We start from the raw sequence: 14,082 nt of genomic DNA, 5'->3' as shown, positions 1-14,082 counted from the left end.
CCTCTCAGCCCCAGACAGAACTCGAAACATCTGTCACATTCACAGAATGAATACATCAGACAGCGTTCAAATCAGCCCCTAAAGACCAGATAATCATCCAGATCACATAAACCCAGATCACCAGCCAACCCTCAAGAACCACCACCAAAACCCAGACCTAAGCCTAAGCCTCAGCTCCAACCACCAGACCCTCAAGCCCAGCAGCCAAACGCCACCAACGTATCCCTTCCTAGCCTATTCACAATCCTCAAAGAACAAAACGACGGAACTTCCGTCCCGCCGAACATCACCCCGTCGGCACATTCATTCAGCGCCGCCGTCGATGTGACTGATCTATTACACCCCAACCGGACCGTCAACCCCTCTCCGCGCACCAAATGCGATACCAGGAAACAAATTTCTTAATCCCCTGATTCAGATTGGTTTTCGGCGCAAATCCGGTCAACTCGGCGAGAGCCGAAAGGTCAGCGCATGTCTCGACAGGATCAGCCGGCGGACGCGATGCGTCGACGATCACAGCTTTTCGTCCCAGTTCCTCTTCGAGCAGCTGCACAAGGTCACGAACGAATTCAGCCCGATGATTCCCGATGTTGAAGATCCGATGCGCGCCAACCTCTGCGGGCGCATGCTCGATCACACCCATCACACCTTCGACAATATCGTCGATGTAGGTGAAATCGCGCTTTAGCGTCCCGGCCTCGTAGAGGGTGATGGGGCGCCCGGCCATGATAGCTTCGGCAAAACCGAAATAGGCCATGTCCGGTCGCCCCCACGGCCCGTAGACCGTAAAAAAGCGCAATCCGGTCTGCCGAATTCCGTAGAGATGCGCGTATGCTGCGCTCATCAACTCGTCTGCTCGCTTCGTCGCCGCATAGAGCGATTGAGGCCGATCTGCTCGCGCCGTCTCGGCATAGGGCAACGGTGTTCCGGCTCCGTATACGGATGACGAACTCGCATACACGAGATGCTTTAGCCGTGGCACATGGCGCGCCACTTCCAGGACAGAAAGATGCCCCACCAGGTTCGCCGCAGCGTAAGCGAATGGGTTGTCGATCGAATAGCGCACGCCGGCCTGCGCCGCGAGATGAACGATGACATCCCAATCATCGCCGACCGCGCGCAACGCCGCATGATCGGCGATATCGACCCGGTGAAAGCGAAAGCCATCATGCGCACCCAGCCGATCGAGCCGCGCATGCTTCAGCCTGACATCGTAATACGGATTAAGATCGTCCACCCCGGCGACAAGCGCACCACGCGAGAGAAGAGCCTCGGCGACGTGATAGCCGATAAACCCAGCCGCACCGGTCAACAGGACCTTCACCTGCGTGCATCCGTCAGTCGATCCTCGAGCAACTCAAGAATGATATGGCCAAGCGTGATATGGCATTCCTGAATTCTCGCCGTGGTGTCGTCCGGCACGATTATGGCATGATCGCACAACGCCAGTGCCGGCCCGCCATCGCCGCCCAGCATGCCCACCGTGACGATCCCCTTGTCCCGCGCCACCTCCAGCGCCCGCAGGACTGAGGGCGAACGGCCGGACGTGGTAATTCCAAACAGCACATCGCCGCTGCGGCCGAGGCCGGCAAGCGGTCGGGCGAAAACCTCGTCGAAGCCAAAATCGTTCCCCGCGGCGGTCAAGGCGGCGGGATCGAGCGTCAGCGCCAACGCAGGCCAGGAGTCGCGCGCCACGCTGCCGCGCAGGCGGATCAGCAATTCCGTCGCCAGATGCTGGGAATCGGCCGCCGATCCCCCATTGCCGCAGAACATCAGTTTGTTCCCGGCGCGAATCGCCGCCTCACAGGCGTCAACGATGGCTATCACCGGTTCGGGCGCCTCGGCGAGAGCCTGCTTCAGCGCGGCGCCGCGCCGGAGCAGCGCGGCGATATGCGCCGCTTCACCCCGCTCAGTGGGCAACCCAGCCACCGTCGATGGAAAGGGCCGCGCCTGTGACGGTCGAAGCCGCTTCGGAGCAGAGAAAAGCGACAAAGGCGCCGATCTTGCCTGGCGTGGTGAATTCGAGCATCGGCTGCTTCTCTGCGAGCAACGCCTTGGCCTCGTCCTGCACCGTGGTGCGGTTCGATGCCGCCCGTGCCTCGATCTGCGCCTCGACGAGCGGCGTCAGGACCCAGCCGGGACAGATCGCATTTACCGTGATGCCGTCGTTCGCGCACTCGATCGCAACCGTCTTGGTCGCCCCGACCACGCCGTGCTTCGCCGCGACATAGGCGATCTTCTGCCCGCTCGCGACCAGTCCATGAGCGGAGGCAATATTGACGATCCGCCCCCAACCGCGCCGGCGCATCAGCGGCACCGCGGACTTCATTGCGTGAAATACGGCGGAAAGGTTGAGCGCGATGATTGCATCCCACTTCTCGTCGGGAAAATCCTCGACCGGTGCCACATGCTGGATCCCGGCATTGTTCACCAGAATATCGATCGAGCCGAGGTCAGCTTCGGCCCGCGTCACCAGTCGCCTGATCTCCGCCGGGCGGGTCAGATCCGCCCCGTCAAATGCGACGCGAACACCAAACTCCCCGCCAAGAGAGGCCCGCAAATCCTCGATTTTCGCTGTGTCGCCGAACCCGTTCAGCATGATGTCCGCACCCTGTGCAGCCAGCGCACGCGCAATGCCAAGACCGATACCGCTGGTCGAACCGGTTACCAGCGCAACCTTGCCCCTGAGACTCACGGGTACCCCCAATGTCAGTGTCGAATCGTTCTGCGCCATGGAGCACAGCGCTTCAAGAGGGCTTGAGGGGTTAACCCGCATTTCTCATGGGGCAGCCGCATCAGGGCCCTGAATCGGCGAAAGTTCTAATGCGACAAAGCAATTTGGTGAAGCACGAGGAGTGCCCCGATGCCGACGGGATGAAGTGACCGGCCCCCAGTGAGTGGTCCGAGTTGAAGCTGGCATTGCGGTCGCATTTCAGATTTTGATGAGCCCGTCTGGGTGCGGCATGGTGAGTGCATCGCCAACATAGCCACGCGATGATGTCGGCGGGTTCGATCCGGCGCTGAGCGCGCTTGTTGCGCGATACAGCTGACTTCCTGAACAGGCCAGAGTATCCGTTCCTGAGGGTCGGCATGCTCGGCCTTCTTTTTTGGGGACGTCGTATCGTTGGCTCGATATTGGACCACCGCCATCGCGACGAAGGCGAGCATCACGAACGAGACGTGACGATGCCACCCGTGCCAGGACCGGGTCTCGCTGTGGTCAAGGCGAATTCGTTCTTCGTGGTCTCCAGGCTGTCTTCGATCGCCCGACGATGGCCTTCGACAGATGGAGCAGGCCCTCGGGCCGCATTTTAAATAATATGACCATGAAAACGTCAGTGGCTTTGCCGCGCAATTCGGAGGTCACCTCCGGTGTCCGCGCGATTGCGCAGCCGTCGTGGGCGGACAGCGGACCAGCGGGCGGGATTGTTCAACGGCGCTGACCTGCGCGCGAGCGAATAGCCGGAGAGATCAGCCGAAACGCTGCAACTTCTCTGCATGATAAAAGCATTATCATGCGTAAGAATCGAATTCCCAGCGCTTCTAGCGGCGCTCGACGGGGACGGCGACCTCGTTGCGGCGCAGCCAGGGCAGTGTCCAGGGCGGATCGTAGAACCAGGCGACGACGCGGCCGTCGGGCTTCCAGGGGGAGTGGGCCAGCGTCGCGAGCAGCCTTTCGCTGTGCGCCGCGACCACGCGGGCGCCAGGACTGCCGGAAAAGCGCAGGACCGCCATCGTTACGGCGGGAACCTCGACGAGGTGGACCAATGGATCCCGCGGGCGCGGGGCCGTGGCCATCGTCATGCCGGCGGGCAGGAAGAAGCGGATGGTCCAACTACCGTCGCCGCCTTGCTGGGCGACCGGCGCAGTCATCGCAATCCGGCTGCTGCCGGCGCCATCCTGTTCGACGGGGGCGGTCATCGCGATTTTGCCACTGCCGCCGCCCGGCTTGGTGTTGGCCCCGAAGATATAGGATGCAAGCCTGCGGAAGCCGATGGAACGGGAGTCGATTTCTCCGCCCTTGACAGTCGTTTCCGCCGCGAGCCGCGGTCCGTAGGCGCGAAGCTGCACCGCGCCAACCCGTCCGGTGACGGTATAGTCAGGCTGCGGCGTGCCGGACCGAATTCCGAACACGGTACATCCTCCAAGGACAAGGAGCGAAGTCAATGCGGCGATCTTGCGCATGGGTGTTGGAGATATGGTGCATCGGACCGGACCTGCAATAGATAAGACCACCAACCCGCCCTGAGCTTATATGTGATAATGCTACCTAATCAGATCCCGAAGTGCCAATGCCTTTGCGGGACTGCCAAGCGGCTCCATAAGCGGGTTCTCGGGCGACCGCTCAGCTATCGTCGGCGTTAGCCGGCGCGGCAGTCCTCCACGTCGGTAAGCAAATTCGGTAAAAATGAGTAAAGCTATTTTATTTCTTCTATGAAATAATTATTGGGCCCACGCCAAAATGCCCTTTGGCAGGAGCCGATTACCAAGCCTTGTTCGCGGAGATATTCAAATACTGACGCCGGACTCCAGCCAGGACCTATGGAAAAGCAGACGCCAGCATCTCTCAGAGCCGGACCGCAAAAGATAAGTTGAGCAATTTCCGCGGGTTGTGATTCACTTCGTTTGCGAAGACGAACGGAGACACGATGGCCTGGACTGAAATCGCCCGGCACGATATTGCCGGGCCGTATTGCACTACGCAAGCGCCCTCACCGACGCCGAATGGGCCTTGATCGAACCGTTCATGCCCTCGCCGCCGCATCGAGGCCGGCCCCGAACGGTGGAGCTGCGAAGGATTGTGGAGGCCATCTTCTACATGCTGTCGACCGGCTGTCAGTGGCGGAGGCGGCTCAAGGTTCCGCCTGCGGAGCAGGTGGAATGCCGCCGGAGGTGGCAGATCCCGAAGGAATTCGCGCCGTTCACCACTGTGCAGGGCTATTTCTACCGCTTCTGTCGCGACGGCACGTTTGATCGCATCAATCACGTCCTGGTCATGCAGGCGCGGGAAATGGCCGGACGCCAGGCGTCTCCCACAGCCGGCGTGATCGACAGCCAGTCGGTCAAGACCACCGAAGCCGGCGGGCCGCGCGGGTTCGATGCCGGAAAGAAGATCAAGGGACGCAAGCGCCACATCGTCACCGAATATAATCGGCCACCTCGTCGGTGCCGTCGTTCATCATGCCGGTATTCAGGATCGGGATGGGGCGCCCGACGTGCTCAAATCCGTCAAATCCCTGTATCCCTGGTTGCGGCACGTGTTCGCCGACGGCGGCTATCCCGGTCCCAAACTCAACGGACGCCTCGCCAAAATCGGCAAATGGACCATACAGATCGTCAAGCGCTCCGACGCCGCCAGCGGGTTCGAACTCCTGCCGCGACGCTGGGTGGCTGAGAGAACCTTCGCCTGGCTCGGCAGATGCCGGCGCCTCGCAAAGGATTTCGAGGCAACCATTACCAGCGCCACCGCATGGCTCTTCCTTGCCCATATCCGCCTGCTCACAAGGAAAATCGCACGCAACCGATAGTTGCATTATCATTCAGATTCATTCTCTAACAGACCGACATCGCTACCGCCCGTAACCTTGAGGTTCGAGATCGTGTGGCCCAGACCCTCGAACGTGCCGGAGAAGGTCAGGAGCGGGCTGTCCGCACCGACGCGCCGGTGACATCGAGGTATCGAGGTGATGCCCCCGAGGTTTCGACAAACCCGCACAGCGCGCCGCGCGCGCCGCCGCGCACCGCGATCGTCCCGCCGCGGATCGCACCCGTCGCCATGATCCGCCCGCACCGGCAGAAGAGTGCGCATCAAGCGTGCCCGACACCGCCACGGCGCCCGACGCGCCGCCCGGCAGCGTGATCGTCCCGCGCTGCGACACACAGCACTGCCGGCCTCGACGAGCCCGGTCTCGCTCACCACCGTCCGCAGCAGCGCGGCCTTCGCCTAAGCACTCAGCAGGACCACGCCGCCTTGAGCGATGCTCGCCCCGGGCTGGCGGAACTTCACGCTCTGCCCGGCGCCGATGCTGAACCCCTGCCAGTCGATCGCGGTCTTGCCGCTCGTCTGCGTGACCGTCAGCGTGTTGCCGCTGTGCGCGATGCTCGCCGATCTCGCCGTCACCTGCCCGCCCTGCGGCAGCGCCAGCGCCACCGCCGGGACCAGCACCAGCGCCACACTCCCCACCCCGCCGGCAAATCGCCGCAACGCCCCCGGCGTCAGCCGGCGCCCCCATGCCCCACCGTCCGCATCACTTCCGCCACGGGAATCGGCAATCCAGCCCGCCGGTCTACGCCGACCCGCGCAAAGGTCTCCTAACCCGCCGCACAGGCGGCACAGAGCCCGCCGACCTCGACGATCGCGCTGCCGGCGGCAAAGCCGATCCGCGCCGCGGCGGTGGCAAGGGCGGCGGCCACCGCCTCGTCCTCCAGCTCGGCGACGGCGCCGCACTGGCGGCAGATGAAGAACTGCGCCGCATGGGTGTGGCCCTGCGCCTCGCCCGCCGGGTCGGCGCAGGAGACATAGGCGCTCAGGCTCTCCACCTTGTGCACGAGGTCCGCCGCGATGAGGAATTCGAGCGCGCGATAGATCGTCGCCGGGGTCGCACCGCGATGGCTCTCGCGCAGCCGGTCGAGCAGTTCGTAGGCTGTCAGCGGCCCGTCGGCGGCAAGGATCAGGCCAAGCACGGCGCGGCGCTGCCGGGTGAGCTGCCGGCCGGCGGCAGCACAGGCGGCGGCGGCTTCATCCAGCCGGCGCTCGATCGTGGCGCTGGGGCGGGCCGGCATCAGGCGCGGTCGGGCGGGGGGATCATCGCCCCGTTATAGAGCGGCTGAAGCGGCACTGCCACCCGCCCCCTTGCGCCGCCCGGCGGCTGCATTACGCTCGGCAGGAGGGAGAGAACGAGCCATGACGAGCATCAGCTACGTCCAGGGACCGGGCGACACACCGCGCCTCGGCGTGACCATCGGCGAGGCGCTGGCCGAAACCGCGCGGCGCCACCCCGACCGCGAGGCGCTGGTGGTGCGCGAGACCGGCGAGCGCTTCACCTATGCAGCGTTCGACCGCGCGGTGGACGATGTCGCCGCCGGCCTGCTCGCGCTCGGGATGCGCCGCGGCGACCGCATCGGCATCTGGTCGCCCAACAATGCCGAATGGGCGATCCTGCAATTCGCCTCGGCGCGGGCGGGGATCATCCTCGTCACCATCAACCCGGCCTATCGCACCGCCGAGCTGGAATACGTGCTGAACGACGTGCAGTGCCGCGCCCTCGTCCTCGCCCGGACCTTCAAGTCGAGCGACTACGTGGCGATGCTGGACAGCATTCCGCCAGACCGCCTGCCGCATCTCGAACGCCGCTTCGTCATCGGCGTCCCGGCGGAAAGCGCCGCGGATCTGCCCGCAAGCATGGCCCCCTTCGCCACCATCGCCGCCGCCGCGACCCCGGCGAGCCGCACCACCCTCGCGACCCTGCGCGCCGACCTGCAATTCGACGACCCGATCAACATCCAGTTCACCTCGGGGACGACCGGCGCGCCCAAGGGCGCCACGCTCTCGCACCACAACATCCTCAACAACGGCTATTTCGTCGGCCGGGGCATCGGCCTGCGGGACGGAGAAAAGATCTGCATCCCGGTGCCGCTCTATCACTGCTTCGGCATGGTGATGGGCAATCTCGCCGCCATCACCCATGGCGCGACGATGGTCTACCCCGCCGCCGGGTTCGATGCGCTGGCAACGCTGACCGCCGTGGCCGAGGAGCGCTGCGCCCATCTCTACGGCGTGCCGACCATGTTCATCGCCATGCTCGAACATCCCGGGTTCGAGGAATTCGACCTCTCCTCGCTGCGCGGCGGGATCATGGCCGGCACCTCCTGCCCGATCGAGGTGATGCGCCGGGTGATGAACCGGATGCACATGCCCGAAATCACCATCTGCTACGGCATGACCGAGACCTCCCCGGTCAGCTTCCAGTCCGCGACCGACGACACGCCCGAGCGCCGGGTGGCGACGGTCGGGCGCATCCACCCGCATCTCGAGGTCAAGGTGATCGACGCCGAGGGCCGGATCGTCAAACGCGGCGAGCGGGGCGAGCTGTGCACGCGCGGCTATTCGGTGATGCTCGGCTACTGGGGCAACGCTGCGAAAACGGCCGAGGCGATCGACGCCGCCGGCTGGATGCATACCGGCGATCTCGGCGTGATCGACGAGGAGGGCTATTGCACCATCGTCGGCCGCAGCAAGGACGTGGTGATCCGCGGCGGCGAGAACATCTACCCGCGCGAGGTGGAGGAATTCCTGTTCACCCACCCCAGGATCGCCAGCGTCGCGGTCTTCGGCATCGCGGATGCAAAGTGGGGCGAGGTGCCCTGCGCCTGGGTGAAGCCCAACCCCGGCGAGACCCTCACGCCCGCAGAGGTGGTCGGCTTCTGCGAGGGGCGGATCGCGCATTACAAGATCCCCCGCATCGTGCGCATCGTCGAGGAGTTCCCAATGACGGTGACGGGCAAGATCCAGAAATTCATCATGCGCGAGGCGATGGAGCGCGAGGCTGGCGGATAGCTGCCCCGCCCAAGGCTCGCCGCCCGCCGGGTTGCAAATCCCCGCCGGATTGGTCATGCAAACTTCCCCTTTTTGTGAAATCCCGGCCCCCGGCGCGGCGGCCGGCGGAGAAAACCAATGGCGGTGGTGATGGACCAGGGATTGCGGACGGTCGGCGGCACGGTGCGCTATGGCCGGCTGGCGGCGCTGAGCTGGCTGCATTTCCTCAATGACGGTTCGGCCAACTACCTGCCCGGCGTGCTACCGGCGGTGCTGCTGGCGATGGGGGAACCCGTCTCCCTCGCCGGCACGGTGATGGCGGCATTGCTGATCGGCCAGGCGTTGCAGGTCGGCACCGGCCTGCTGGCGGACCGTTTCGGCGGCCGGGGCTTCATCGCCGCCGGCGTGCTCGGCACCGCGCTGGCGGCGGCGCTGATCGGCCGCTCCGGCAGTCTTGCGCTGCTGCTCCCGGCACTCGTGCTGATCGGGATCAGCAACGCGATGTTCCACCCGCAGGCGCTGGCGGGGGCGCGCCAGCTCAGCGGGCCGCGCGTCGGGCTCGGCATGTCGCTGTTCCTGGTCGGCGGCGAGGTCGGGCGCGGGCTGTGGCCGCTGATCGCGAGCTTCGTCGTCGTCACCTGGGGGCTGAAGGCGCTCTCGCTGCTGGCGATCCCGGCGGTGGCGAGCATCCTGCTGCTCTGGGCGGTGCTGCCGGTGCAGCCGCCGCGCCATGTCGCGGCACAGCCGATCGCCTGGCGGCGCCATCTCGGGCCGATGAGCGCGCTCGTCGCCTTCCAGTCGCTGCGTGCACTGGCGATTTTCGGCACCACCACCTTCCTGCCCGTGCTCTGGCACCTGCGCGGCCACAGCCTGACCGCGGGGGCGGCGCTGATCACGGTGATGCTCGTGGTCGGCATCATCGGCAATGTCGGCGGCGGGCACCTGGCCGACCGGATCGGCCGCCGCCCGATCCTCGCCGGCTCCAGCCTCGCCGGCGCGGCACTGCTCGCGGTCTTCCTGCTCACCAGCGGAGCGGCGCAATGGATCGCGCTCGGCCTGCTCGGCATCGCCCTCTTCGCCACCCTGCCGGTCGGCATCCTCGTGGGGCAGGACATCTTCCCCGAGAACCGCTCGCTCGGCTCCGGCATCGCGCTCGGCCTCTCGAATGGGCTGGCGGCGGTCGGGCTGATGGGGCTCGGGCTGATCTCCTCCGCCGTCCCGCCGCTGCACATTCTCTGGCTGCTGGTCGCGATCCTGCTCGCCGCCGCCCTTCTCGCGCTGCGTCTCGGCCCGCGGACGCACCCGAAGCGGACCTGATACAGCGCCTCAAATCTCGACGACGATGCGCCCGCGCACCTTGCCGGCGACGATCTCCGCCGCCGCCGCCCCGATCGCCTCGAAGCCGATCGTCGTGGTCAGCCGGGCCAGCGTCGCCCGGTCGAGTTCGGCGGCAAGGCGGGACCAGGCCGCCTCGCGCTTCGCCCGCGGCGCCATCACCGAATCGATCCCGGCGAGGGTAACCCCGCGCAGGATGAATGGCAGCACGGTCGCCGGCAGGTCGCTCCCCTGGGCGAGGCCGCAAGCGGCGACCACCCCGCCATAGCGCGTCTGCGCCAGCACGTTCGCCAGCGTATGGCTGCCGACGGAATCGATCGCCCCCGCCCAGCGCTCCTTGCCGAAGGGCCGCCCGGGCGCCGACAGCGTCGCCGCATCGATGATCTCGGCCGCCCCGAGCGAGGTCAGGTAATCGGCCTCTTGCTCCGCCCGGCGCGACGAGGCGAGCACGCGATACCCGGCATGGGCAAGCAGCGAAATCGCGATCGACCCCACGCCGCCCGCCGCACCGGTGACAAGAATATCCCCGTTCTCCTTGCTGATCCCCTGCGCCTCCAGCGCCATGACGGCGAGCATCGCCGTGTAGCCGGCAGTACCGATGGCCATGGTCTCGGCGGCGCTGAGCCCGGCGGGGATATGGATCAGCCAGTCGCCAGGAACGCGGGCGCGCCCGGCATAGCCGCCGTGATGCGTCTCGCCGACGCCGAAACCGTTGAGCAGCACGGCGTCACCCGGCTTGAAGCGGGGATCGACGCTGGCGGTGACGGTGCCGGCGAAGTCGATCCCCGGGATCAGCGGAAACCGCCGGGCGATCGGCGCGCTGCCGGTGATCGCCAGCCCGTCCTTGTAGTTCACCGTGGAATGGCTGACCGCGACGGTGACGCTGCCCTCCATGAGATTGTCATCGCGCAGGGTCTCGGCGCGGCAACTCTGGCCGGACTCGTCCTTGCGGATGACCAGGGCGCGGAATTCGTCGGACATGTTCGCTCCTCCTCACCGGTGATCGGCGTTCTACCCCCGGTTTAGCGGGCGGCGGCGCCGATGCACAGGGACGGCGGCGTCTCAGCCCTTCTTCGGCGCGGGCGGCAGCGCGATGGCGAGCGAGAGTTCCTTGAGCCGCGCGGCGGGGACCGGCGCCGGTGCGCCCATCAGCAGGTCCTGGCCCTGCTGGTTGAGCGGGAAGGCGATGACCTCGCGCAGGTTGGGCTCGTCGGCCAGCAGCATCACCATGCGATCCACCCCCGGTGCCGAGCCGCCATGCGGCGGCGCGCCATAGCGGAAGGCGTTGAGCATGCCGCCGAACCGCGCCTCGACCTCCTCGGCGCCGTAGCCGGCGATCTCGAAGGCGCGCAGCATGATGTCCGGCCGGTGGTTGCGGATCGCCCCCGACGACAGTTCGACGCCGTTGCAAACGATGTCGTACTGGAACGCCTTGATCGTCAGCGGGTCCTGCCCGTTCAGCGCCTCCAGCCCGCCCTGCGGCATCGAGAACGGGTTGTGGCTGAACACGATCTGCCCGGTCTCCTCGTCGCGCTCGTACATCGGGAAATCGACGATCCAGCAGAACTCGAATTTGGCACCGTCGATCAGGCCGAGATCGATGCCGAGCTTCGTGCGCACAGTGCCGGCGAATTTCGCCGCCTCCAGCGGCTTGCCGGCGGCGAAGAAGACGGCGTCACCGACGCTGGCGCCCGTAGCCTCCCGGATGGCCTCGGCGCGAGCCGGTTCGAGGTTCTTCGCGATCGGCCCCTTGGCCCCGTCCGGAGCAAAGATGATGTAGCCGAGGCCGCCCGCCCCTTCCGACCGCGCCCAGTCGTTGAGCTTGTCGAAGAAGGAGCGCGGATTGCCCCCCGTGCCCGGCGCGGGAATGGCACGGACCACGCCGCCGCCGGCGACGATCTTCGCGAACAGGCCGAAGCCCGAATCGCGGAACGCCTCGGTCACGTCGGTGATCAGCAGCGGGTTGCGTAGGTCCGGCTTGTCCGAGCCGTATTTCAGCAGCGCCTCGTCATAGGCGATGCGCGGGAACGGCCATTGCGTGACGCCGCGCCCGCCGCCGAATTCGCGGAACAGCCCGCCGAGCACCGGCTCGATCGTGGCGAACACGTCCTCCTGCGTCACGAAGCTCATCTCGAAATCGAGCTGGTAGAACTCGCCGGGCGCGCGGTCGGCGCGGCTCGCCTCGTCGCGGAAGCAGGGGGCGATCTGGAAATAGCGGTCGAAGCCGGCGACCATGAGCAGCTGCTTGAACTGCTGCGGCGCCTGCGGCAGCGCGTAGAACTGGCCCGGATGCACGCGCGAGGGCACGAGGAAGTCGCGCGCGCCCTCGGGGCTGGAAGCGGTCAGGATCGGCGTGGTGAACTCGGTGAAGCCGCGCGCCGTCATCTCCCGACGCAGCCAGGCGATCACGTTGGCGCGGAGCATGATGTTGCGGTGCAGCTTCTCGCGGCGCAGGTCGAGGAAGCGGTAGCGCAGGCGCAGCTCCTCGGGGAACTGGGCCTCGCCGGCAACCTGGATCGGCAGCACGTCGGCGGTGGACTGCACCTCGACCGTCTCGGCCACCAGCTCGATCTCGCCGGTCGGCAGGCGGGGGTTCACCGTGTCGGCATCGCGCTTCACCACCCGGCCGGTAACGGTGATGACGCTCTCCGCCCGCAGCGCCTCGGCCGCGGCGAACACCGGCGAGCCGGCGGGAAACACGCATTGGGTGATCCCGTAATGGTCGCGCAGGTCGATGAAGAGCAGCCCGCCATGGTCGCGCTTCACGTTCACCCAGCCCGAAAGGCGCGCGGTGATGCCGGCATCGGCAGCGCGCAGGGCGCCGCAATCATGGGTGCGATATTCGTGCATGGGGAGCCAGTCCTGACAGAAAACAGCGGCAAATGAGCGGCGCGGGTCTTTCCTGTCAAGACGTTGCGTGCCAGTTGATCGCGCATGAAACCGAGCCCGAGCTTTCCCGAACCCGTGCTGATCGAGACCACCGAGGCCCTCGCCGCCCTTTGCGACCGTCTGGCGGCCGAGCCCTTCGTCACCGTCGATACCGAGTTCATGCGGGAAAAGACCTATTTTCCCGAGCTTTGCGTGGTCCAGCTCGGCGGTGCGAACGATGTCGCGGTGATCGACGCGCAGTCCGAGGGGCTCGACCTCGCCCCGCTCGGCGCGCTGTTCGCCAACCCGGCGGTTACCAAGGTGTTCCACGCCTGCCGGCAGGACATCGAGATCTTCCTGCTGAAATTCGGTGCCGTGCCCGCACCGCTGTTCGACACCCAGGTGGCGGCGATGGTCGCCGGCTTCGGCGACCAGGTCGGGTATGACACGCTGGTCTCCTCGCTTGCCGGCGGCCGGATCGACAAGGCGCACCGCTTCTCCGACTGGTCGGCCCGGCCGCTCTCCCGCGCGCAGATCGCCTATGCCGCGGCGGATGTCACCTGGCTGCGCCCGGTCTATGAAGGCCTGCGCGCCCGGCTGACGCGGGAAGGCCGGCTCGACTGGGTGGCCGAGGAAGCGGCGGTGCTGGCCGATCCCGCGACCTACCGCACCGAGCCCGAGGATGCCTGGCGCCGGCTCAAGCTGCGCGGCGGCAATCGCCGGCAGCTCGCGCTGGTCAAGGCGATCGCCGCCTGGCGCGAGCGCGAGGCGATGCGGGTGAACGTGCCGCGCCAGCGCATCGTGCGCGACGAGCAGATCCCCGAACTCGCCGCCCTCGCCCCGGCGGATGCCGAGGGGCTGACGCGGGTGCGCGGCATCTCCAGCGGCTTCGCCGGCGGCAAGTCCGGCCGGGCGCTACTGGAGGTGATCGCCTCGACGAAGGCGATCCCCGATGCCGAACTGCCGGAGGCGCCGCGCGCCCCCGAAAGCGCCCGCCCGCCCGCCGGCCTCGTGGCCTTGCTCAAGGTCCTGCTCGCCGAGCGGGCCGGGGCGAACCACGTCGCCGCCCGGCTGATCGCCTCCGCCGAGGATATCGACCGCCTCGCCAGCGAGGACGCGCCGAACCTGCCCTGCCTGCAAGGCTGGCGCGCCGAGTTGTTCGGCAACGACGCGCTGCGCCTCAAGGGCGGGCGCATCGCGCTCGCCGCGCGCGGCCGCCGGGTCGAGGTCGTCGACCTGCCCTGATCACAGCAGTGCCCGGCCCAGCGCGTAGCAGCCAGCGCCGCCGAGCCCGGCGAAACAGCCAACCGGCCAGTTCGTGAGATAAGAGAGCGCGATGGCGC

12 protein-coding genes and 2 pseudogenes are annotated in these 14,082 nt (G+C 66.6%); 4 read left to right on the top strand and 10 right to left on the bottom strand.

Annotated elements, in window-relative coordinates; translation table 11 throughout:
* Positions 1 to 355: 355 nt before the first annotated feature.
* The 5 genes and pseudogenes from APM_RS08715 to APM_RS08700 all read right to left on the bottom strand — a co-directional run bounded on the left by APM_RS08715 (position 356) and on the right by APM_RS08700 (position 4,134).
* Complete coding sequence (locus tag APM_RS08715; RefSeq protein ID WP_007423000.1) at positions 356 to 1,324, bottom strand: NAD-dependent epimerase/dehydratase family protein; 969 nt, start codon at positions 1,322 to 1,324, stop codon at positions 356 to 358.
* Positions 1,321 to 1,920: an SIS domain-containing protein gene (locus APM_RS08710; protein WP_007422999.1), complete on the bottom strand. Its 600-nt coding sequence runs from the start codon at positions 1,918 to 1,920 to the stop codon at positions 1,321 to 1,323. Before APM_RS08710 ends, APM_RS08715 begins: the two co-directional genes overlap by 4 nt.
* A complete protein-coding gene (locus APM_RS08705) occupies positions 1,910 to 2,734 on the bottom strand; it encodes a 3-hydroxybutyrate dehydrogenase (RefSeq protein WP_048858214.1) in 825 nt (274 codons plus the stop codon). Before APM_RS08705 ends, APM_RS08710 begins: the two co-directional genes overlap by 11 nt.
* A gap of 371 nt (positions 2,735 to 3,105) precedes the next feature.
* Positions 3,106 to 3,284 (bottom strand): annotated as a pseudogene (locus APM_RS20325) (IS701 family transposase); the annotation flags it as partial.
* 259 nt (positions 3,285 to 3,543) lie between these two features.
* Complete coding sequence (locus APM_RS08700; RefSeq protein ID WP_007422997.1) at positions 3,544 to 4,134, bottom strand: heme-binding protein; 591 nt, start codon at positions 4,132 to 4,134, stop codon at positions 3,544 to 3,546.
* A 515-nt stretch (positions 4,135 to 4,649) separates the two neighbouring features.
* Between APM_RS08700 and APM_RS08695 the strand changes: the two are divergent.
* A pseudogene (locus APM_RS08695) lies at positions 4,650 to 5,528 on the top strand (IS5 family transposase).
* 106 nt (positions 5,529 to 5,634) lie between these two features.
* On the opposite strand, the gene APM_RS22595 reads toward APM_RS08695, so the two are convergent.
* The 3 genes from APM_RS22595 to APM_RS08685 form a co-directional block, all read right to left on the bottom strand.
* Complete coding sequence (locus tag APM_RS22595) at positions 5,635 to 5,778, bottom strand: hypothetical protein (RefSeq protein WP_241763128.1); 144 nt, start codon at positions 5,776 to 5,778, stop codon at positions 5,635 to 5,637.
* A 166-nt stretch (positions 5,779 to 5,944) separates the two neighbouring features.
* A complete protein-coding gene (locus APM_RS22590; protein ID WP_241763127.1) occupies positions 5,945 to 6,166 on the bottom strand; it encodes a hypothetical protein in 222 nt (73 codons plus the stop codon).
* Between the two features lie 146 nt (positions 6,167 to 6,312).
* A complete protein-coding gene (locus APM_RS08685; RefSeq protein ID WP_007422993.1) occupies positions 6,313 to 6,783 on the bottom strand; it encodes a Fur family transcriptional regulator in 471 nt (156 codons plus the stop codon).
* Between the two features lie 121 nt (positions 6,784 to 6,904).
* On the opposite strand from APM_RS08685, the gene APM_RS08680 reads away from it, so the two are divergent.
* Both APM_RS08680 and APM_RS08675 read left to right on the top strand, forming a co-directional pair.
* Complete coding sequence (locus tag APM_RS08680) at positions 6,905 to 8,557, top strand: AMP-binding protein (protein WP_007422992.1); 1,653 nt, start codon at positions 6,905 to 6,907, stop codon at positions 8,555 to 8,557.
* Between the two features lie 117 nt (positions 8,558 to 8,674).
* Entirely contained in the window at positions 8,675 to 9,853 is a 1,179-nt protein-coding gene (locus tag APM_RS08675; protein WP_007422991.1) for an MFS transporter, read from the top strand.
* Between the two features lie 9 nt (positions 9,854 to 9,862).
* Here the strand turns inward: APM_RS08675 and APM_RS08670 are convergent, their stop codons facing one another.
* Positions 9,863 to 10,852, bottom strand: a complete 990-nt coding sequence (locus APM_RS08670; protein ID WP_007422990.1) for an MDR family oxidoreductase — start codon at positions 10,850 to 10,852, stop codon at positions 9,863 to 9,865.
* A gap of 81 nt (positions 10,853 to 10,933) precedes the next feature.
* On the bottom strand, positions 10,934 to 12,721 hold the full coding sequence (aspS, locus tag APM_RS08665; protein WP_007422989.1) for an aspartate--tRNA ligase: 1,788 nt from the start codon (positions 12,719 to 12,721) through the stop codon (positions 10,934 to 10,936).
* Between the two features lie 84 nt (positions 12,722 to 12,805).
* Between aspS and rnd the strand changes: the two genes are divergently transcribed.
* Entirely contained in the window at positions 12,806 to 13,984 is a 1,179-nt protein-coding gene (gene rnd, locus APM_RS08660) for a ribonuclease D (protein WP_007422988.1), read from the top strand.
* Positions 13,985 to 14,082 lie beyond the last annotated feature (98 nt).

Origin of the sequence: Acidiphilium sp. PM, assembly GCF_000219295.1 — a bacterium.
Lineage (GTDB): Bacteria > Pseudomonadota > Alphaproteobacteria > Acetobacterales > Acetobacteraceae > Acidiphilium > Acidiphilium multivorum.
The sequence above is the reverse complement of the archived record's forward strand: the minus strand, read 5'-3'. Positions and strand labels throughout refer to the sequence as shown.

Excerpts from the sequence above, each read along its gene's own strand:
- APM_RS22595 (WP_241763128.1), bottom strand. The coding sequence starts at position 5,778 with ATGGCGACGGGTGCGATCCGCGGCGGGACGATCGCGGTGCGCGGCGGC.
- APM_RS08685 (WP_007422993.1), bottom strand. The coding sequence starts at position 6,783 with ATGCCGGCCCGCCCCAGCGCCACGATCGAGCGCCGGCTGGATGAAGCC.
- aspS (WP_007422989.1), bottom strand. The coding sequence starts at position 12,721 with ATGCACGAATATCGCACCCATGATTGCGGCGCCCTGCGCGCTGCCGAT.
- APM_RS08680 (WP_007422992.1), top strand. The coding sequence starts at position 6,905 with ATGACGAGCATCAGCTACGTCCAGGGACCGGGCGACACACCGCGCCTC.
- APM_RS08675 (WP_007422991.1), top strand. The coding sequence starts at position 8,675 with ATGGCGGTGGTGATGGACCAGGGATTGCGGACGGTCGGCGGCACGGTG.
- rnd (WP_007422988.1), top strand. The coding sequence starts at position 12,806 with ATGAAACCGAGCCCGAGCTTTCCCGAACCCGTGCTGATCGAGACCACC.
- APM_RS08705 (WP_048858214.1), bottom strand. The coding sequence starts at position 2,734 with ATGGCGCAGAACGATTCGACACTGACATTGGGGGTACCCGTGAGTCTC.
- APM_RS08670 (WP_007422990.1), bottom strand. The coding sequence starts at position 10,852 with ATGTCCGACGAATTCCGCGCCCTGGTCATCCGCAAGGACGAGTCCGGC.